Source organism: 'Prunus avium' virescence phytoplasma, assembly GCF_050916135.1.
GTDB lineage: Bacteria > Bacillota_I > Bacilli_A > Acholeplasmatales > Acholeplasmataceae > Phytoplasma > Phytoplasma ziziphi.
Genome location: NZ_CP069156.1, coordinates 435,593 through 454,781 on the forward strand (window position 1 = coordinate 435,593; position 19,189 = coordinate 454,781).

General features: G+C 22.7%; 18 protein-coding genes, 1 other RNA gene and 1 pseudogene. 1 reads left to right on the top strand and 19 read right to left on the bottom strand.

What is annotated here, in order from left to right:
- Positions 1-6: 6 nt before the first annotated feature.
- The 11 genes from rplU to JNO41_RS02040 all read right to left on the bottom strand — a co-directional run bounded on the left by rplU (position 7) and on the right by JNO41_RS02040 (position 11,003).
- Complete coding sequence (gene rplU, locus JNO41_RS01990; RefSeq protein ID WP_121464181.1) at positions 7-324, bottom strand: 50S ribosomal protein L21; 318 nt, start codon at positions 322-324, stop codon at positions 7-9.
- A 223-nt stretch (positions 325-547) separates the two neighbouring features.
- On the bottom strand, positions 548-1,480 hold the full coding sequence (locus tag JNO41_RS01995; protein ID WP_121464182.1) for a rhodanese-related sulfurtransferase: 933 nt from the start codon (positions 1,478-1,480) through the stop codon (positions 548-550).
- 198 nt (positions 1,481-1,678) lie between these two features.
- Positions 1,679-2,248, bottom strand: a complete 570-nt coding sequence (locus JNO41_RS02000; RefSeq protein WP_121464183.1) for a hypothetical protein — start codon at positions 2,246-2,248, stop codon at positions 1,679-1,681.
- Positions 2,249-2,309: 61 nt separating this feature from the next.
- Positions 2,310-2,771 carry a hypothetical protein gene (locus JNO41_RS02005; RefSeq protein WP_121464184.1) on the bottom strand — a complete coding sequence of 154 codons (462 nt, stop codon included), beginning with the start codon at positions 2,769-2,771 and terminating at the stop codon, positions 2,310-2,312.
- Positions 2,772-2,828: 57 nt separating this feature from the next.
- The gene (locus JNO41_RS02010) at positions 2,829-5,528 is read right to left on the bottom strand and encodes a PHP domain-containing protein (RefSeq protein WP_121464185.1); all 2,700 of its coding nucleotides are present in this window, start codon (positions 5,526-5,528) and stop codon (positions 2,829-2,831) included.
- Between the two features lie 53 nt (positions 5,529-5,581).
- On the bottom strand, positions 5,582-7,090 hold the full coding sequence (lysS, locus tag JNO41_RS02015) for a lysine--tRNA ligase (protein WP_121464186.1): 1,509 nt from the start codon (positions 7,088-7,090) through the stop codon (positions 5,582-5,584).
- A gap of 286 nt (positions 7,091-7,376) precedes the next feature.
- Positions 7,377-7,804: RNase P RNA component class B (gene rnpB / locus JNO41_RS02020), an RNA gene on the bottom strand.
- A gap of 745 nt (positions 7,805-8,549) precedes the next feature.
- A complete protein-coding gene (locus JNO41_RS02025; RefSeq protein ID WP_152031110.1) occupies positions 8,550-8,768 on the bottom strand; it encodes a hypothetical protein in 219 nt (72 codons plus the stop codon).
- Between the two features lie 32 nt (positions 8,769-8,800).
- The gene (locus tag JNO41_RS02030) at positions 8,801-8,941 is read right to left on the bottom strand and encodes a hypothetical protein (RefSeq protein WP_161554993.1); all 141 of its coding nucleotides are present in this window, start codon (positions 8,939-8,941) and stop codon (positions 8,801-8,803) included.
- A 263-nt stretch (positions 8,942-9,204) separates the two neighbouring features.
- The gene (locus tag JNO41_RS02035) at positions 9,205-10,758 is read right to left on the bottom strand and encodes an N-6 DNA methylase (RefSeq protein WP_121464188.1); all 1,554 of its coding nucleotides are present in this window, start codon (positions 10,756-10,758) and stop codon (positions 9,205-9,207) included.
- A gap of 17 nt (positions 10,759-10,775) precedes the next feature.
- On the bottom strand, positions 10,776-11,003 hold the full coding sequence (locus JNO41_RS02040) for a hypothetical protein (protein WP_121464189.1): 228 nt from the start codon (positions 11,001-11,003) through the stop codon (positions 10,776-10,778).
- Between the two features lie 659 nt (positions 11,004-11,662).
- On the opposite strand from JNO41_RS02040, the gene JNO41_RS02045 reads away from it, so the two are divergent.
- Entirely contained in the window at positions 11,663-12,520 is an 858-nt protein-coding gene (locus JNO41_RS02045) for a hypothetical protein (RefSeq protein ID WP_236628361.1), read from the top strand.
- 1,349 nt (positions 12,521-13,869) lie between these two features.
- Here JNO41_RS02045 and JNO41_RS02050 read toward each other — a convergent pair.
- The 8 genes and pseudogenes from JNO41_RS02050 to JNO41_RS02085 form a co-directional block, all read right to left on the bottom strand.
- Positions 13,870-16,086 carry an AAA family ATPase gene (locus tag JNO41_RS02050; RefSeq protein ID WP_432729320.1) on the bottom strand — a complete coding sequence of 739 codons (2,217 nt, stop codon included), beginning with the start codon at positions 16,084-16,086 and terminating at the stop codon, positions 13,870-13,872.
- Positions 16,087-16,110: 24 nt separating this feature from the next.
- The gene (locus JNO41_RS02055) at positions 16,111-17,007 is read right to left on the bottom strand and encodes a hypothetical protein (protein WP_121463883.1); all 897 of its coding nucleotides are present in this window, start codon (positions 17,005-17,007) and stop codon (positions 16,111-16,113) included.
- The gene (locus JNO41_RS02060) at positions 17,008-17,589 is read right to left on the bottom strand and encodes a hypothetical protein (protein WP_121463884.1); all 582 of its coding nucleotides are present in this window, start codon (positions 17,587-17,589) and stop codon (positions 17,008-17,010) included.
- Between the two features lie 47 nt (positions 17,590-17,636).
- Complete coding sequence (locus JNO41_RS02065; protein ID WP_161554973.1) at positions 17,637-17,801, bottom strand: hypothetical protein; 165 nt, start codon at positions 17,799-17,801, stop codon at positions 17,637-17,639.
- 41 nt (positions 17,802-17,842) lie between these two features.
- Positions 17,843-18,172, bottom strand: a complete 330-nt coding sequence (locus JNO41_RS02070) for a hypothetical protein (protein ID WP_121463885.1) — start codon at positions 18,170-18,172, stop codon at positions 17,843-17,845.
- On the bottom strand, positions 18,165-18,578 hold the full coding sequence (locus JNO41_RS02075) for a hypothetical protein (RefSeq protein WP_152031102.1): 414 nt from the start codon (positions 18,576-18,578) through the stop codon (positions 18,165-18,167). The genes JNO41_RS02070 and JNO41_RS02075 overlap by 8 nt, the downstream gene beginning before the upstream one ends.
- 17 nt (positions 18,579-18,595) lie before the next feature.
- Positions 18,596-18,772: a hypothetical protein gene (locus JNO41_RS02080; protein ID WP_161554974.1), complete on the bottom strand. Its 177-nt coding sequence runs from the start codon at positions 18,770-18,772 to the stop codon at positions 18,596-18,598.
- Positions 18,773-18,905: 133 nt separating this feature from the next.
- Positions 18,906-19,178, bottom strand: a pseudogene (locus tag JNO41_RS02085) (HU family DNA-binding protein); the annotation flags it as partial.
- Between the last annotated feature and the right edge of the window lie 11 nt (positions 19,179-19,189).

The following is a 19,189-nucleotide window of genomic DNA, read 5'->3' on the forward strand; positions in this document are numbered from 1 at the left end:
TCGAACTTAAACAATAATTTTAGTAATTAACAATTTAGTATATAACTGTCTATGACCTTGTTTTAAACGATATTTCTTTTTTTTTTTATATTTGAAAACAATAATTTTTTTATTTTTACCCTGTTTAATTACTTTAGCTTCTATTTTAGCCCCATTTATAAATGGAGTTCCTAAAACGCTTTCATTTTTTTCATTATCTTCTATAGCTAAAACTTGATCAAAAACATGTTTTTGATCTACTTCAAGAGGTAATTTTTCAACAAAAATTTCTTGACCTTCACATATTTTTAATTGTTTATTTCCAGCTTTAATAATAGCGAACATAAATAAATACCTATAATTCTTTCTAATTAATAATTTTAGTAATTTTTGTAAATAATGTTTTATTCAGAAAAAATAAATAAAAAAAGACAATAAACAACAAATGATATTGAATTTTTTCTATATAATATATAAATTATTATATAATATAAAATACAAAAAATCCATAGTTATCTTAATAAATTAAATAATATTAATTAATATATTCGTTTAATATTATTGAAAATTAATCTGTTTTATTTAAATTTTCTTTATTTTTCGATAAATAACGATTATTTTTATTTAGACTGCATTCTAAAGAACAACTACCTAAATATTTAATTTCATTTTCTTCACTGCACAAAATTTGTTTATTACAACTAGGATTACCACAATTGATATATCTTTCGCAAGGTTTCTGATCGAAAAAATCTCTTCCTACTATAATATTTTCTTTTTTGTTAACTTTAGTGGCTATTCTTTGATCGAAAACATAAACTTGGCCATCAAATAATTGACCCTGAACTTCTGGTTCTTGGCTATATTTAATAATACCACCTTTTAATTGATAAACTTCATCTAATCCTTTAGAACGTAATAAAAGAGATGCTTTTTCACAACGAACTCCACCAGTACAATAAGTTAAAACTTTTTTATTTTTAAAAAAAGATAAATTTTTGTCAACCCATTCTGGAAAATCACGAAAATTAGAAATGTTAGGGTTAATAGAATTCCTAAAATGACCTAAATTATATTCATAATCGTTTCGAACATCTAAAACAACTACATCTTCTTCTTTTAACGCTTGAAAAAATTTTTTAGGTTCTAAATAACTATCAGAATTACTTTCAGGAAATAAATCTTTATCCAATTTTAAAGCTACTATTTCTTTTCTTACTTTGATAGATAACCTAGGAAATACATGTTTATGATGCGTATCTATTTTAAAATCAATATTTTCGAAACCTTTTATTTTTTTTAAATCTTCCATGTATGTTTCGATGTCTTCTTTTAATCCTGACAAAGTACCATTGATTCCTTCAGAAGAAACAATAATTCTTCCTAAAAGATTTAATTTTTGACAATAATTCCGATGTTCTTCTTTGAATTTTTCAGGGTCTTCGATATGAATATAATTATAATATAAAATAATGAAATAATTTTCTTTTTTATTAGACATTTTAAGATCGCAAATTCCTTATCTTAAAAAAATTTAGATATTATAAAATTTTTTTAAATTTAAAAACATAAATTTATTGTATAAACGCTATATTCATTATAATATAAAAAAGTAATTCTAAAAGAAAAATTTTTATTTAATAAAGGTAATAAATAAAAATATTTAAATTTGATAAAAAAGTAATTTAAAATTTTAAATTTATTTATCAAAAATATCTTTTAATCGATTTTTTAAATAAAAAACACAAAAACCTCCTATAAACAAATTAGTTATGAAAGGAGTTAAATTGAATAATAAAGCTGAAATCAAAATATTTTGTTCTGAAATATGTTTTTTTAATGATTCTCTATAAATAAAAATACTAGATAAAGAAGTAGATAACATTCTTAAAAAATTAATTAATAAAAAAAACAAAAAAAACTCTTTTTGATTATTTTTTTTATAAAAACAGAATCCCGAAAGACTAATAATTAAATTAGGTAATATGTAATCCAAAAAAATAGAAAAATAAATTTGAGTATTATTAAAATTTAAACTTTGGGCTAAAATTGTGAAAGAATAAAAACTTCTTATTAAATGCCAAAGAGTATAAAAAATACAAATAATCAAGCCATTTAAAAAACCTAAAAAATAACCTCCTAAAAAAAGAACAACTAAAGTTAATTTAAAAAATTTTATTTGAAAAATTGAAAAAAAAATATCAATTAGTATTGATATACTAATAAAAAAAGAAGTATCGATTATTTTATATAAAGAAGTTCTTTTCACGAATAAAAACCTCAAGAAGAATATTTTTTAATAATTCTTCTTTTTCTATTAGTTTATTTTTTTAATTTTTGAAAAATATTTTTCCAGAAAAAACAAATTCTAAAAAATAAACAATGGAAGGGATTCCGATCGAAATCCAAATGCCAATACAAGCGCCTACTAAAGTTCCTAAGCTAATTCCGTTAAATCCTTTTTTTAAAACAAATAGAACAACAAAAATAATAATCCCGATAAACATTCCTTTAAAATTAATAAAACTTTGTTCACTTATTTCTGAATTATCTATTTTTTTATCTTGATGTTGTTCAATTTTTTTTGTATTATCTTTAAAAATATCTGAAACATCTTTAAATCCATTATTATCTTTCCAAATTGATCTATTTTCAACATTAAAAGAGACTGTAAAATAAAAAAATATAAAACCTAAAATAATAATTAAAAAACGAAAATATTTATTTTTACGAGAACAATTAGGAACAATTTTATCTTTGAAAAATAAAGTTAATTTCTTACATAAATTCATTATAAATGATATTTTCCTATTTCTATAATTTTTGATATATTATATTTAAATAATATATTAATTCAGAACAACATTTAAATTAAAACCAAAAATTCTATAAATTTCTTTTTTTAAATATTCTTCTGGTAATTCATCTAATAGAATTTCTTTTTTGAAAGAAAGCAAATATTGTTCATGTTCTAAATAATCTAAATTAGATTCATTTAATAAAGTGTTTTTATTTAAACCAAAATCATCAAAAACACCTGCTAAAACTAAATCTTTTAATAAATCATTATTTAAAACCTTTTGGCATCTATTTTTAAAATCAAAAAAATTAACAAATTTTTTCTTAATTCTTTCATTTATGAAAAATGAAGCTATTTCGTTATTTACATTTCTAATCAAAGTCAAAGGTAATACAAGTTTTTCTTTTGATAATTCATAATCTACACCACTAATAAAAATATTAGGAGCAATAATTTTAATTTTATTTGTGTTTTTTATTTTTTTTAATAACATTTCTTTATCATAAGAAATATTTTGATTTTCATTTAAAATAACTGTTAAAAAAGGAACAAGAAAATGAGTTTTCAAATAAGCCATACGATAACTAATTAAAGAATAAGACACACTATGACTTTTATTAAAACTATAATTAGAAAATTTTAAAATATAATCATAAATTTGATTTGCTAATTGTTCAGAATGACCTTTTTGTTGACTGCGTTTGACAAATTCTGATTTAATTAAATTTTTGTCATTATCTGAAATAACTTTTTGAATGATATATTTCATGAAAATTTCTGCTTCGCCAAAATCATAACCAGCAAAGGAAACAGATATTTCCATTATTTGTTCTTGATATAAAATAATTCCATATGTATTTTTTAAAATATGTTCTATATAATTATAAACTGATTTTTCAATTAAAAAATTTTTTTCTGCCTGTTTATTGCGACAATAATCATTAATATAATTGATTTGACCTGGTCTATTCAAAGCTAAAACAGCATTCAAATCTTCAAAATTTTGAGGTTTAATTTTTCTTAAGACCTGTTTGGCCGCTGAAGATTCTAATTGAAAAATATATTCTGTATCTCCTTTTTGTAATAATTGATAAGTTTGGTAATCATTTAAAGGAAATTGTTGCCAAGATATTTTTTCTTCTCTTTGTTTGTTGATTTCTTTTAAAATTTTATCAATTAAAGATAAACTATTCAAACTTAATAAATCTATTTTGGATAAACCTATCTTTTCTAAATAATTAGCATCTAATTGAGTTTGATATTTGAAAGGAGAGTTAGCATGAGGATTTTTTTGAATTGGAATATTTTCTAATAAATTTTTATTACTGATAATAACACCTGCTGGATGTGTTCCTGTAAATTGAGGCATTCCTTTTAATTGAGAAAGAATTCTAATTTGTTTCGGATCAGATTTATTAACTTTTAGATTTTTTTTCAGATAATTAATATAATTAGCATTTCTAACAAAAGATTTAGTAGTTAAAGTGTTAAAAGTGATTATATTAGCCGTATAATTTTCTCCATATTTTTCATAAATATATTTTAAAATAATATTTATTTTATCATCTGGAAAATCTAAATCAATATCTGGTTTTTTATTTCTTTTAGGATTCAAAAACCTTTCGAAAAGCAGATTATAATATAAAGGATCTGCCTCTGTAATGCCTAAACAAAAACAAACTAAAGAACCAGGAGACGACCCTCTTCCAGAACCTAAAAGAATTTTTTTTTCTCTTGTATATCTTACTATATCAAAAACAATTAAAAAATAATCTTCATAATGCATATCTTTGATAATTTTTAATTCTTTTTGTAATCTCTTTAAATAAAGAGGAAATTGAGAAGAAGAAACAGAAATTTTTTGTTTCAAAAAAGAATTTGTTATTTCTTCTAAATATGCAAAAGAATTTTTTGTAGAAGAATCTTTCCATATAGGAAGTCCAATGTCAGAAGGAAAAAGTTTATTATATTGAATTTTATCCATGAAAGAATTTAAATCTAGAAAACATTCTCGATAATCACTATCATTATAATAATAATTATATTTATTTTGAATTTCTTTTAGATTCAAAAATTGAAAAGACATCTTTTCATCTGAAGAATTTTGTGAATATTTCCAAGGATTATTTAATTCCAATAATAATTTATGCCCTTCTTCTTGTTCAGGTTCCAAAAAATTAGTTTTATGAGCTGGAACTACAAAAATTTTTAATTTTTTTATTAAAGGTAAAAAAATATCAACAAACATTTCTAAATTTTGTGATTGTAAAGACAAGCCAACAAAGAAAAAATTTAAATTATTTTTTAATTGAGTTAAAATTGGTTCTATTAATATAGGATAATTTATATTAGAAAGTTCGAAATCTATATTAGATAAAACAAAAAAGAGACCTTCTTGAAATTGTTTTAAAATTTCTAAAGTGATATTTTCTTGTTTGATTTTGATTAAATTAGATATTTTAATTAAATTATTAATTCCTATATCATTTAGAGCATAAATTAAGAAATTAATTCTTTTATCTTGATCAATAATTTCTTTTAAAGATAAAAATATTTTCATTCCTAAGATGGGTTTAATCTTGTGTTTTTGACAAAGTTCAAAAAAATTAACCATTCCATGCAAATTTTCATGATCACTTAAAGCTAAAAATTGATATTGATTTTCTTTTGCTTTTTTAACTAGAGATTCTAATGAAGGAATACTTTCCATAATACTATAAAAACTTTGAAGATAAAAAACACCTATCATTTTGGAACCTCTAATGAAATAATTTTTTTGATAATTGCAAAATAAAAAGAATTTTAAATATCTTTTATTTTTTTGATTTTTGTATTATTAGCGAAATGTGGGAATAAAATCACATCTCTAATATTAGAAGTGTTAGTTAACAACATAACCAAACGATCTATTCCTAAACCTAAGCCTCCTGCGGGTGGCATTCCATATTCTAAAGCTTCGATAAAATCTTGATCTAACTCTTCGGCTTCACTATTTCCTAATTGTCTTTCTGCTAATTGTTCTTGAAAACGTTTTTCTTGTTCTATAGGATCGTTTAACTCACTAAAGGCATTAACTAATTCTTTCCCAGCTATAAATAATTCAAATCTATCCACTAATGCTTCATTTTCAATATTTTTTTGTGCTAAAGGACTTACTTCATAAGGATAATTATAAATAAAAGTTGGCTGAATTAAATTCTTTTCAACAAATTCTTCAAAAAAAGAAACTATAATATGACCTTTAGTATGAAAAGATTTTACTTCAATATTATTTTCTTGAGCTAATTTTTGGCATTGTTCTAAAGTCATTTCTTGACGAAAATCAATACCTGTTTTTGTTTTGATTATATCAATCATATCAAATTTATCAAATTTATTAAAATTAATCGAATGTTCTTGATAATCAAATTCTAAACGTCCTAAAACTTCCATACAAATCTCTTTTAAACAAGATTCGATTAATTCCATAAGATCTTTCATATTTGAATAAGCTAAATATGCTTCTATTGTTGTAAATTCTGGATTATGAGTAGCATCAATTCCTTCATTTCGAAAAACTCTACCTATTTCATAAACAGCATTTATCCCACCGACTATTAATTTTTTTAATGGTATTTCGGTAGCTATTCTTAAATAAAAATTAGATTCTAAAGCATTATGATAAGTGATAAAAGGTTTAGCGGCTGCTCCACCAAAAACAGAATGTAAGATAGGTGTTTCTACTTCTAAAAAACCTTTATTATCGAAAAAATTTCTAATCATTTTTATTATTTTTGTTCTTATAAGAAATTTTTTTCTAGTTTCAGAGTTTATAATAAGATCAATATATCTTTTCTTTCTAATATACTCTTTATCTTTTAAACCTTTATATTTATCTGGCAAAGGCATTAAACTTTTGCTTAAATGAACTAAATTAAAAGCTTTTACACTTAATACTCCCGTTTTAGTTTTGAATAAGCAACCTGTAACTCCTACAATATCACCTAAATCTATTTTTTGATAAATATTAAAAGCTGTTTCAGAAACTAATTTTTTATTTAAATAAATTTGAATAGAATCATCAAAATTTTGTAAAAGAAAAAAACCTGCTTTTCCTTGGCTTCTATTAGTAACGATTCTACCTGCGATATCAACTTTAATCTCCTTTACGGATAATTCATCATGACTACAAGATTCATATTTATTTAATATATCTAAAATATTGTTTTTAACAGCAAAATAATTACGAAAAGGGTCTACATTTAATTTTTTTAATTCTTCTATTTTGTTTCTTCTAATGACATATTGTTCTGTTTTCTTTTTTATAATCATAAACTTTATTAATAACCTTTTTTATTTTTTTAATAAAAATAATGAATTCGAATATATTATGTTATTTATATTTTTTTATTTAATTATTTATTAAATTAAAAAATTCGAAATAATGATAATTTTTATTTATTAAAAAAATAAAGATCATTTTTTTAATAAATAAAATTCAAATATCTATTCATATATAATTATAAATTATAATATATTAATTGTAATTATTTTATATTTAATTCTGAATAAACAAAAAAAGAATCTTTTAAAAAAAGATTCTATTTTAAAAAATAACACGAATAAGCCATGTTCTGTTCTTGTTTTTTTATCAAAAACAAGTGTGATCATTTATCTCTACTTTTATTTCTAAAAATAGTATAAAAACCAATTATAAAAATTTACATTAGGAAAAACTGATTTTTATATGCTCCTACCATAATTTTGGATTGTTAGCTTGAGGGGTTTACCGCGTTTCACTTAATTATTTCTAATTAACTCGTCTCTGTGGCACTTTATTTTTTATTTTCATAGACTTTATTATAAACAATATATAATATGTCTTTAGAATTTAAAAAGCCGTTGCTTGAAAAAAATCAAACACCTTAAGTTATTTTTTCCTTAAGCACAAACACTACATGCTTTCCTACGAACATGTGCTAACATGGACTTTCCTAAACTTAATTTTATCACTTGAATAAAATTAAACTTCGATCACCACTTTGTTATCTTTTAACAATAATATTGTAACAAAAATTTATATAAAAAAACTATTTAATTTTTAATTATTGTAATTTTAATTATATATAACAACGAATAAAGATTTTTTTCAAAAAATCTAAATAAAAAAATAATACAATCAATTAAAACTGAACTGCCATTCTATATTATATACGGTATTGTAAAAATAATAATTTTGTTTAATCAATATAAAATACGTACTATTTATCAACAACTATTTTTAATAAATAATACAAAAACGAACGTTAATATTTTTTTCACCTTATTCAATTTATTTTTTGAATATTTTTTGCTTTCTTTTTATAGTTAAACAATATTCGCGACCGTTTAGATTACATTAATATTCCGAATTTAATATTTATAATAAAAAAGTAAAATTAAATATTTTATTTTTATTTTTTTATTAAATTTACATATATAAAATATAATTTGATGTTATAAATTTTTTTATTTTAATCTTTTAAGAATATAATGAATATCCTTAAAAAAATCAAAAAACAGAAATACTTTTTTTTATATAGAAAAAACTTATACTTTTTAACTATTTTTTTAGTTTAAAAAATATTTTATTTGGTTTTTAGGAATAAATAAATTACAAAATTTTAATTTTGTTAGTTTTGTATGAAAAAACATTACTTTTTCATTAATTTTATTTTTTAATTATTGTTAAAATAGAAATTATGAAAAATAAAATAAACAATAAAAAAAATTGAATTATTACAAAAGTTTTCTAACTTATTAATTTTTCTAATAAAATATTATTTATTTTTTCTTTAACTTCATCAACTTGTTTTTTTAATTCATTGAATTTTTTTAGTTCTGGATTTAAATAATTATTATATTGGAATAGTTTTTCTTTAGAAAAAGGAATAACGGCGTTTAAAAAAATTTCTTCATGAACTCGTGTTTGAGCTGTGCCTTTGTCATTTTTACGAAAATATTCAATCAACAAAGGTGTATTTAAAAGGTGAGTTAGTAAATTTAAACTAACCATGAATAATTAGGATTTAATTTAAAACAAACAAAATCTCTAGAATAAACACCTCCGCGTATATCATTATTAATTTTTCCAAAAGCTCCATTACAAGCTCCTAATTTAGAATAACAAAAATTTTCATCCAAAATAATAAATCTGGATTTTTAACCTTTTTTTCCACCTATATCTTTGCCTTTTAAAAATTTATTATTGCCTCTTTTTTTAATTCCGTACCCATTACTTTGAATAGTGATTTGAAAATACTCTTTTTCTGATTCAAGTTTAATAGGAACTCGTGAAATAGTTAAAATATCTCGAAGAAATACGGAATCAAGAGTTTTAATTTCAAATAAAGGTTGAAAAGAAAAATCTTGTTGTGCTATTTTATCATAATTAAAATTTTGGCGATTTAAAGATGTTGGATCTTTAATATTTTATCTAAACTAAATCCAACATTATCAATATAAATAAATTCTAAATTACCTTTTATTCCTTGATATTCTAAATATAAAATACATGTCTTAGCATTAGTATAAGGTTCGAAAACACCTTGAGGTAAGGAAAAGATTTTTACATCATAACTACTGATAATAAATTTCCTTGTATCTTTTAGATTTTTATGAAAAATAAATTGTTCAGGAACAATAATACAAGCTCGAGAACTTAAATTTTTACTTAAAGCGTCTAAACAATGTTGAACACAAATAGAATTACCATTATTACTCGAAATATCGTATAAATTATTTGTATTATTGCCAAATTTCATATTAAAAGGGATATTGGTGATGACGATATCATATTGATTAGTTCTTTTGTGAATTAAAGAACCGCCTTTTTGTTGAACAACATTAGCATGACCATCTCCTACTAAAATCATATTCATTTTAGCTACATAAGCTATTGAATTAATATCAGCACCATAAATAGAATTTTCTTTTAAATTTTGTAAAGCTTTTTTGTCATTTTTGTCTATTTGTTTTTTTATATATTCAAAGACATTGATTAAAATTCCGCCTGAACCACAAAAAGGATCATATATTTTTTCTCCCGGTTTCAGTTCTACTAAATCACACATAAAACGAATAATATTACGAGGAGTAAAATATTGAGCTAAATCATCATTTAAACCACGATAACCTAAAAAAAATTCAAAAGCACTCCCTTTAACGTCAAGTGATGTGTTTATAAAATCAATTTCGCTTAATTTTTCGACAATATATTTTACTTCTTTAGCGTGATGTTTAACATCCAGTTTTAATTCTTCTCCGTATTTATTCATTTGATATTTTTTATTTAATTTTTTTAAATTTCCATTAATGATATGAATAATATCTTCTTGAGAAGCATTAACAATATTTGTCCAAATATTATTAATCTTGTCTTTTTCAGAAATTAAACGCAAAAATAATATTTTACAAAATTCAGTAAATCTTTCGTCTCCTTTTTTTAAACCTGTTGCCCAAAGAACATCTTCTAATTTTTTTAATTCTTGAATAAATTGATTTTCAGATTGAATTTTTTTACCAAAATTAAAATTAATTTTATAGTTATCGACAAATTTTTCTAAATCTTTTTTTTGCACAAAATCAACTAAAGGAGTGTCGCCAAATTGAAGTTCTTCATTAAAGAAAAGATGTTTAGAAAATAAACGATATCCATCATAGCTAAAAATTAATTTAATTCCTAATTTTTTAGCATATTCTTCTGCTTGTTTTTCTGCATTTAACAAATTAGAATTTGGCTTTTTAGTTTCAATAATAGCTAAGGGTTCGTTTTGTCGGGAATAAATAATAAAATCTGGTTTTCTGCCAGCTAATTTTTTTGATTCCTCTTTATATTTAGGTTTTTGTAAATAAACATCTTTATCAGGATTTTGTATATCAGTGATATATCCTAATGATTCTAATTTTTTAATAACTTTATTTTCTACATCACGTTCAGTATTATTTAAGTAAATTGACATATTATTTCATCATCTATCTAATTTTTAGTTTGTTTAATATTAGATGATTCAAGTTTTGTTTTAGGAGATTTAGTTTGTTCTGATATATTTTTTTCTTCGACTGTTTCTTCTGTAGTAGTATTTCTTAAAGTTTGTGGATATTCAAGAGTAGTTGGCTTATTGAAGTTCCGATATACTGATGAAAAAATCGCAATGATAGCTGTATGGGTTCTCCTAATTACATTTTTTTTTGTTTGATATTTCATATTTAGAGTTTTAATACCTTTTCTGAAGTTTATTTAAGTTAAAAAAAATTTTTTAACTTTTAAAAATAATAATTTTAATTTTTTTATTATTTTATATAAGAATTTTAGAAAAAAAAAAAAAAACAACTTATATATATTTTTTGAATAATAAGTTTGAAATATTTCTTAATCTTATCTTATACAAAAGAAAAAAGTCGAATCAGTTATTTTTAAATAAATGATTTGTCTTTTGGCGTTCCCTCTAGCCAAAAATAAACGTTTTTTTTTAAATTGATGAATAATTTTTTATTAAAAGATAATGAATTTTTATACTAATTGATTATAGATTTTTTTATTTTTAAAAAATTTTCGAATAACACTTTTCTTAATATTATCTTTTTTAATATTTTTATAAAATATATGAAAATTATTTTTTTAATAATTAGTTTTGAAGATTTTTAAAAAAAAATATTGAAATTTTTCGAATCCTAAATTTTTTAAAAATCGATGATTTGACTTTTTTTCTTTTACATAAGATAAGATTAAAAAAGATTTCGAAATTATTATTCAAAAAATATATATAAGTTGTTTTTTTTTTTTTTTGTCTAGAATCTTTATGTAAAATAAAAAAATCTTTTTTAATTTACATAAAATCAATAAAAGGTATTAAAACTCTAAATATGAAACCTCAAAAAAAAATATATCTTTGGGCAGTATCTGCGGTTATTGTCGTAATTTTTGCATTAGGATATTGGCACTTCACTAAAACAACGACTCCAAATAATCCTAATACAAAAAAAATAGTTGAAAAGCAAAATAAATTAGAATCACCAAACGCTGAAATACAAAACCCACAAGAACCACAAGAAACACAAAGTCCACAAGATTCAAAAGAAAAACAAAACCCACAAGAAATACAAGAAACACAAAGCCCACAAGATTCAAAAGAAAAACAAAACCCACAAGAACCACAAGAAACACAAAGTCCACAAGATTCAAAAGAAAAACAAAACCCACAAGAAATACAAGAAATACAAAGTCCACAAGATTCAAAAGAAAAACAAAACCCACAAGAAATACAAGAAATACAAAGTCCACAAGATTCAAAAGAAAAACAAAACCCACAAGAAACACAAGAAATACAAGAACCACAAGAAACACAAAGCCCACAAGATTCAAAAGAAAAACAAAACCCACAAGAAATACAAGAAACACAAAGCCCACAAGATTCAAAAGAAAAACAAAACCCACAAGAAATACAAGAAACACAAAGCCCACAAGATTCAAAAGAAAAACAAAACCCACAAGAAATACAAAGTCCACAAGATTCAAAAGAAAAACAAAACCCACAAGAAACACAAAATAAACAACCTAAACATATAAAATCGGGCAAGAGCGGATTCATACGTTCTTTAACAAACTTATTCAAGACACCCAAAAACAACAATACAAACAAGGAGCAGATAGAAACCAAGGAACAAAAGACGACCAACAATTACCAGACAGAAACCAAAAGAAACAAGACCCACAAGAAATAGATAGAAAAATAGTAATTCAATCAACACAAAATAAACAATCTGACTATATAACAAAGGCGACATCATACATTCTTTAAAAAACTAAAGCAAAAGTAAAAAAAATAACGTTGAAATAACAATTGAAAAATCAAACACAAAATATTTAAAGATAGCCCAAAATATTTAAAATTTTTCGACAAAACTAAACCAACAATAACTAAAAATATTTATTTAAAACAGTTAAGTAAATTTAAATAATTAAATATCTTTTAAAGATCTTCAAACGGAAGGTCTTTTTTTATACCTAAATTTATTATCAAAGTAACGTTAAAAAATTAAATTAATCGTTTTCAAAGAAATTAATAGTAGTAAGAAAAAGCACTTTTATTTTTTAATACAATTTTCTATTTTAAAATTGTTCTGAAATGCTTAAAATTAAGTTGGGTTGTGTTCCATCAAAATAGAACCAGTTGGAAAGTTCAAAAATTAAAAAAGTAAACTATTTATTAATTACTATTATCGTAACATAAAAAAAATAAAATGTCAAGTAAAAATTAAAAATTTTATAAATTTATTTTAAAAAATTTAACTAAACAAAGAAAAAAAGAAAAAGAAAGAACCAAAGAAAAAGAAAAAAAGAAAACATATGTTAAAAAAAAAAAAAATAATATATATATATTATTTTTAAAAATCTTGAATCTTGTTTTTTTATTATAACAAAAAATATATATTTTGTCAAATATTTTTTTTAAAAAAATTTAAAAAAAAGCAAGATTTAAAAAAAAAAAAAACAAGATTCAAGATTTTTAAAAATATTTAAAATTTTAAAAAAAACAAGATTCAAGATTTTTAAAAATATTTATTAATCAATTTTTTTTATATAAATTTGATTAAAAAAATTAAATAAATAACAAAATAATTAAAAATGGCGGAATGTTCGGTCTAATTTTAAGATATCATCAAAAATGACAGCTTTAAAGGTGTCTATTCTTTATTAAAAAGTATCTAGTAATAGTATTCTACTTAAAATTAAAAAAAATGTCTTATTTAAGTTATTTTGCCTCTCATAGAGAGAATTTATAGTTTATTTTAACCTCTATTTTATTGTTTCTAAATTTTTTATGAAAATTAAATTAAATTTTTTTGTTTTGGCTGAATATTTTTTTCAATGAGGTATTCAAAAAGAAAACCAACAAGTCAAGCCCTCATTATTATTTGAGAGCGTTTTGTTGGTTTTCTTTTTGATATTTAAAATGGTAAAACCACAAAAAGCCTCTATTCTCTTTTAAATCAAAAATCTTTTTTTATTATAAAGGAATTTTTGATTAAAAGTTGTTTTTTTTCATCTCTCTTTTTGTGGTAAATTGTTTTTATTTTTCTTTGGTATTCATTTTCTCTGTATATAAAGTAATATATTGTTTTTTTGGATTAAAGTGAAGGTAGTAAGTAGCGTTTCTACCTTTTTCCCATCTTTTATTTTGTTGTAAAGGACATCGAACTTCATTGACGTAAAAGTCTTTATCTTCTTCTAATAAATATTTAGGACCTTTGTATTTCATTTGGATAGTGTCGTCGATACTGATAAAAGAATTGTTAAATTTAGAATCTTCCTTACTTAAACTATCTATATCAAACTGTGAACATACAAAATAACTCATTTCACTACCTCCAAGACCTTTATAAGGAGGCATTTTATTTGTATAATACCAATTATTGAAAGGTTCTCTAATAAAAGGCGCTAAATCTTTAGGAATTTTATCTTTGTATTGACATTGATCGAAACCGTTGAAACGACTCAAAATATAAGTTTTTTGAATAGGTGTCTTATCTTTATTTGGTTCTAAATATTTTAAAGTTCCTTGTTTCCATTCTTTATATTGATCTTCGCATTCTTTACGATAAGCTAAGATTTCTCCTTTAGTTTTCTTAATTCCTAAAAGATTATCTAAGGCTTCATCTAAATCAGAAGATAACATGACTTCATGATTTTGATTTTCAAAGGCGAAACGGTCATAATTCGTAGCCGCTTCCGTTACTAATTTAACCCAATCACGATTGGATAAAGTTTTCTCTTTGATTTCTATATTTATTTTATGTTTTTGAGCTTCTTCTTGAGCTTCTTTTTGAGCTTCTTCTTGAGCTTCATTATTAATTTTTTCTAAATGCTTATAAGCTCTTGTCACTAAACTTTCTAAATGATTAACAGCGTGATAACTTAAACGATAATTATTTTTTAACATAAACCATTTTAAAAAACCAGGTGTTTCTTCTTTTTTAAAAGAATCTATTTTAATTTCTTTTTGAAAACGACTTCTTAAAGCGCCGTCAATTTGTTCTAAATGGTTAGTACCACCCATTAAAATAATTTTTTTATCAGTTCTTTTAAAACCATCTAATTTTAATAATAAATTATTAATAATGTTTTTAGAAGTTTGATTAGCGTTTTTATCTTCACGATTCGCTAACCCACTAATTTCATCAATGAAGATAATTGTTTTCTCATGGGATTCAGCTTCGGCCCAAATCTTTTCTAATTCTTCATTACCTTCTCCGACATAGGTTTTATCAAATTGAGAAGGATCGACAGAAATATAATGAGCGTCTACTTCACCGCTTAATGCTTCCATTAAATGACTTTTTCCTGTTCCAGGAGGTCCATATAATAAAATACCCATGGGTTTTAAATTCCGATAACCAATAATATGTTTTTTGGCATTAAAATAATGAATAATATTAGCGAATTGTTCTTTTTCTTCTTCCATACCATAAACATCTTGAAATGTTTTTTTCTTTTTCTTTTCTTCTAGAGGCGTATTTTCTTTGAAAGCTTTCATTTCTCTTTCAATTTTTTTAATTCTTTGATCAAAAGATAATAATTGTTGATCTAAAAATAATTGATATTTTTTTAATTTTTTAATTTCTTCATCATTATTTTCATTTTGAATTAATAAACTTTGAATTTGTTTTTTTTCCGCTTCATTATAATTCATGGCCTCAGTTAAAAGATTAATTTCTTCTTCAAAGTCTTTTAATTGAGTTACTTGAGTGAAAACTTTTTTTTGTTCCTTAATAGTTGTTTCATTTTCAGTTTTCTTTTGATGCAACGCTTTTCTTTCTTCGATTAAAGTCAAAGTTGCTTGATTTAATTGGTCTTTCTTAGTTTGAATGTCGGCATGTTGACTTTTTAAATCTTTCATTTTTTGTTCTAAAATTTTTTTCTCATCAACCGATAATAATTCTTTTTTAAGTTCTTCTTCTTGAGTTTGAATTGCTTTTTGTAAATAACCTAGTTGAACCATATAATCTCTTAATTGACCCATTTTTAAACGGATTTCTTCTGATAAAAGCTTATCTTGAGTATTAATTTGTTCTGCTTCATTTATTTTTTGTTGATTTTCCGCTTCTAAATCTTTTAATCTTTTTTCTAACAAAGATAAAGTTTCTTGATTTTCAACATTATTAAGAGGAGATGTATTCTTGTTAGTAACAACCTTGTTAGTATTTAACCCATAATAAAGACTCAATCCTATAATTAAAAAACTTAAAAAAATTAAAAAACTAAAATAAATTTTTTTCATAAGAGTCATATAAAGCCTCCTTTCTTTTTTGAATTATTCATCGACATCATAATATAAAGTTCGATGTTGTCCTGTTCTTTTCTCATATAAATCAATTTTTTTTAAAGATTTAATATGATTAGTATTCCATAAAACGCCTTCTTGTTCGTAATTATAAAAAGGAAATTTTAATTTAAAATCATAATTAAAGATGACGAAAGGTTCTTTAATTTTTTGATTAATCGGATAAACACCAAAAATCTTATCTTTTTGAATATCTTTAATAACGATTTTATCGATTGCCAAATAACTTGGTCCTCCAAAATTAGTTCCTTTATCATAAATAATTTCTAAATGGTAATTTTCAGGAATAAAAGGTATTGGTTGGGGAGAATAAGGTTTATTCATACTCCAAAAGAAATATAAATGAGAAGCTCCATTACCCATGTTCTTTAAATCTTCTAAAGTATACTTATCATTTTGACCCTCTCTACTTCCTCCTTCAAAATAAGCTAATAAAAATTTTTCAGGAGGAGGTTCTTTAATCCGAAAATTAAAAGATACTTGGTTATCAATATCAGAAGTATTATATAAAGCATAACTAAAATGAGTTTCAAATTTTTTATAAGGAAAAAAATATTTTAACCAACCCAAAACTTCTTTCATCCCTGTATTTTCACCTAAATAAACATCATAAACTTCTAAATGTTCTAAGTGTTCTTTTTTAATAGGTATAACGGATTGATAATAAAAACGATCAATTTCTGAAGAAGCTGGTTGAAAATTATTGTTTAAAAGTATTTCTTTTTCTTTTGAAATCTCAGAAAATACAGTTTTTGGAGATATTATTTTTTCTTGAGGAGATAAATAATAATAAGCAATTCCAATGCCTAAATAAAAACAGAAACATAAACTATAAAGAGACAACCAAAAAGAAAATTTGTTTTTCAATTAATTTAAAGTTTCTAATTGTTGTTGACAAATTTCTTTATGTTTGATAAAAAGTTGTTTTAAAGCTTCATCTTTTTCCATTTCTATGTCCTCTGTTAAAGCTTCAATTTTATTTTTTAATTGCATTTTAGTAATTAAATTATTAATTTCTTGATTGATTTCTATTATACGTTTTTCAATTTCTGTTTGTTTGGTTTCTAAAGGAGTTTTATCGGCAGGAGTTAAATTAGGTTTTTTTAATTTTTCTTTTAAATCTTTTAAAATATCATTTTGTAATTCATCTTTTTCAGTGAATAATTTTTGTTTTTCTTTTAAAGCTAAAAATTCTTTTTCTTTAGTTAATTTTTTTTCCGCCAGCTGATGTTTTTTAGCTAAAGAAGTTTCCTTTTTAACTTCATTTTCTTTTAATTCTTTTTCACATTCTTGAATATCAGTTTCTAAATGATTCATATAAGTTTGAAAAGTAATGAAATTTTTTAAATTTGTTTGTTTTTCTTGTTGTTTTTTCATAATTTGTTCTAAATTATTTTTAGTTTCAGGAGTTAAATTTTCTTTGTTTAATTCTTCTTGGAGAGTTTTCATTTTAATTTCTAAAGAAGTTAAATCCTTATTTTCTTGTTGACAAGGTATTATAAGATATTCGTTTCTATTTGAGGTTTGGTCGTCATGTAAAAATAACTTCCTAAAACGATAATTAAAAGACTACAAACACCTAAAAGGATGAATGAACCTTTTTTAGATATTCTTATTCTTTTTCTTTTCAGAGTATTATTGTTAATGTTTTGGATTGCCATATTTTTTTCTTTTTTTCCTTTACTTTTATTTATTTAATTATTTAATAACTTTTGTTTTCATGATTAATTACAGATAAATGATTATGGGCTTCTTTTTCCAGAATGATATCTTTTTTCAATTTCTCATTTTCTTTCTCTTTTTCATGTGGGTTAATATGAAGGTTTTTAATAGTTAATGATAAATCTTTTAATTGTTTATCTTTTTGATTAATTATTTTTTCAATGTCTTTTAAAAGATTTTTGTTTTTTATTTCAGGATGAGGACGATAGATTTTATTATCTAACCATTTAAGAATAAATAAATTAAAAACGCTGCCAAGAATAAACCCGAATGCAAAAGCTAAACCAATCATAAAAGACCAATTATTCATTCGCTTCTTCCTCCTCTCTTTCTTCCTGAAAAGGAGTTTTCTTGATCCTTATTTTCTTTTCTAATTTGATTATTTTGGCTGCTAATTTTTCTTTCTTTTGTTCTAATAATTGTTTTTTTAATTCCATTTTATCTTGTTTCTTTAATAATTTAGTAATGTTTTCTTGATAATAATGAACTGCTTTTTTTGGTTTGAAGAAACCTATCACAAACATTATTGGAAAAGATAAAATATTTTTTACTAAAAGAAAAAGAGGTTTAAAACCAATTAAAAAACTGGTAACTAAAATATTAGTGGCGATAAAATCTAATCTGCGATTTAAAATTTCCGCTACTGTAAACCCATGAAACCAATCTTTCATAAAAGTAAACATACCAAAAAAAGGAGTTAATAAAAGCCACATCATTAATTGTTTCCTTTGACTTATTTAATTTTTTTTAACAGTGATTGAATTTGTTCTACAATTAAATAATTTGTATTATTCACTTTTGGAGACAATATGTTTTTATTGTTTTTTGTTTTAGCTTTTTTTGGATTAGTTGTTTTTTTGTTTCGAATGTTCTTTGTTTTTGTTTTATGGTTTTTTTTAATAAAAGGCATTTTTTCCTTCTTTCTTTTTAACTTTTCCGCTTTATAAAAGAATATAAAGTCAAAAAGGAGATTTTTTTTAGTTTAAAAAAACCTTATATTCTTTTATAAAGCGGAAAAGTTAAATTATTTTGATTTATTTAAATTAAGTTAATTTAATTTTTTTAACCGCTTGTTTTAAAGTATTTGAAATTTTAAATTTGACAACTGTAGATTCAGGATAATAAATTTTTTTTCCTTTAACATTTGTTAATTTTCCAGCGGGCTGAGTTTTTAAGACAAATCTTCCTAAACCTACTGACAAAATTACTTTTGAATAGTTAGTAATCGCTTTGGTTAATTCTTGTTCGAAGATGTTATAAAAAGCTTCTGTTTCGGTAATGGTAACTCTACCTTCTTTAGCTATTTGTGTAATTAAATCAGCTTTCG

Coding starts and splice junctions, on each gene's coding strand:
- rplU (WP_121464181.1), bottom strand. CDS start 324: ATGTTCGCTATTATTAAAGCTGGAAATAAACAATTAAAAATATGTGAA.
- JNO41_RS01995 (WP_121464182.1), bottom strand. CDS start 1,480: ATGTCTAATAAAAAAGAAAATTATTTCATTATTTTATATTATAATTAT.
- JNO41_RS02005 (WP_121464184.1), bottom strand. CDS start 2,771: ATGAATTTATGTAAGAAATTAACTTTATTTTTCAAAGATAAAATTGTT.
- JNO41_RS02010 (WP_121464185.1), bottom strand. CDS start 5,528: ATGATAGGTGTTTTTTATCTTCAAAGTTTTTATAGTATTATGGAAAGT.
- lysS (WP_121464186.1), bottom strand. CDS start 7,090: ATGATTATAAAAAAGAAAACAGAACAATATGTCATTAGAAGAAACAAA.
- JNO41_RS02035 (WP_121464188.1), bottom strand. CDS start 10,758: ATGTCAATTTACTTAAATAATACTGAACGTGATGTAGAAAATAAAGTT.
- JNO41_RS02040 (WP_121464189.1), bottom strand. CDS start 11,003: ATGAAATATCAAACAAAAAAAAATGTAATTAGGAGAACCCATACAGCT.
- JNO41_RS02045 (WP_236628361.1), top strand. CDS start 11,663: ATGAAACCTCAAAAAAAAATATATCTTTGGGCAGTATCTGCGGTTATT.
- JNO41_RS02050 (WP_432729320.1), bottom strand. CDS start 16,086: ATGACTCTTATGAAAAAAATTTATTTTAGTTTTTTAATTTTTTTAAGT.
- JNO41_RS02060 (WP_121463884.1), bottom strand. CDS start 17,589: ATGAAAACTCTCCAAGAAGAATTAAACAAAGAAAATTTAACTCCTGAA.
- JNO41_RS02065 (WP_161554973.1), bottom strand. CDS start 17,801: ATGGCAATCCAAAACATTAACAATAATACTCTGAAAAGAAAAAGAATA.
- JNO41_RS02070 (WP_121463885.1), bottom strand. CDS start 18,172: ATGAATAATTGGTCTTTTATGATTGGTTTAGCTTTTGCATTCGGGTTT.
- JNO41_RS02075 (WP_152031102.1), bottom strand. CDS start 18,578: ATGATGTGGCTTTTATTAACTCCTTTTTTTGGTATGTTTACTTTTATG.
- JNO41_RS02080 (WP_161554974.1), bottom strand. CDS start 18,772: ATGCCTTTTATTAAAAAAAACCATAAAACAAAAACAAAGAACATTCGA.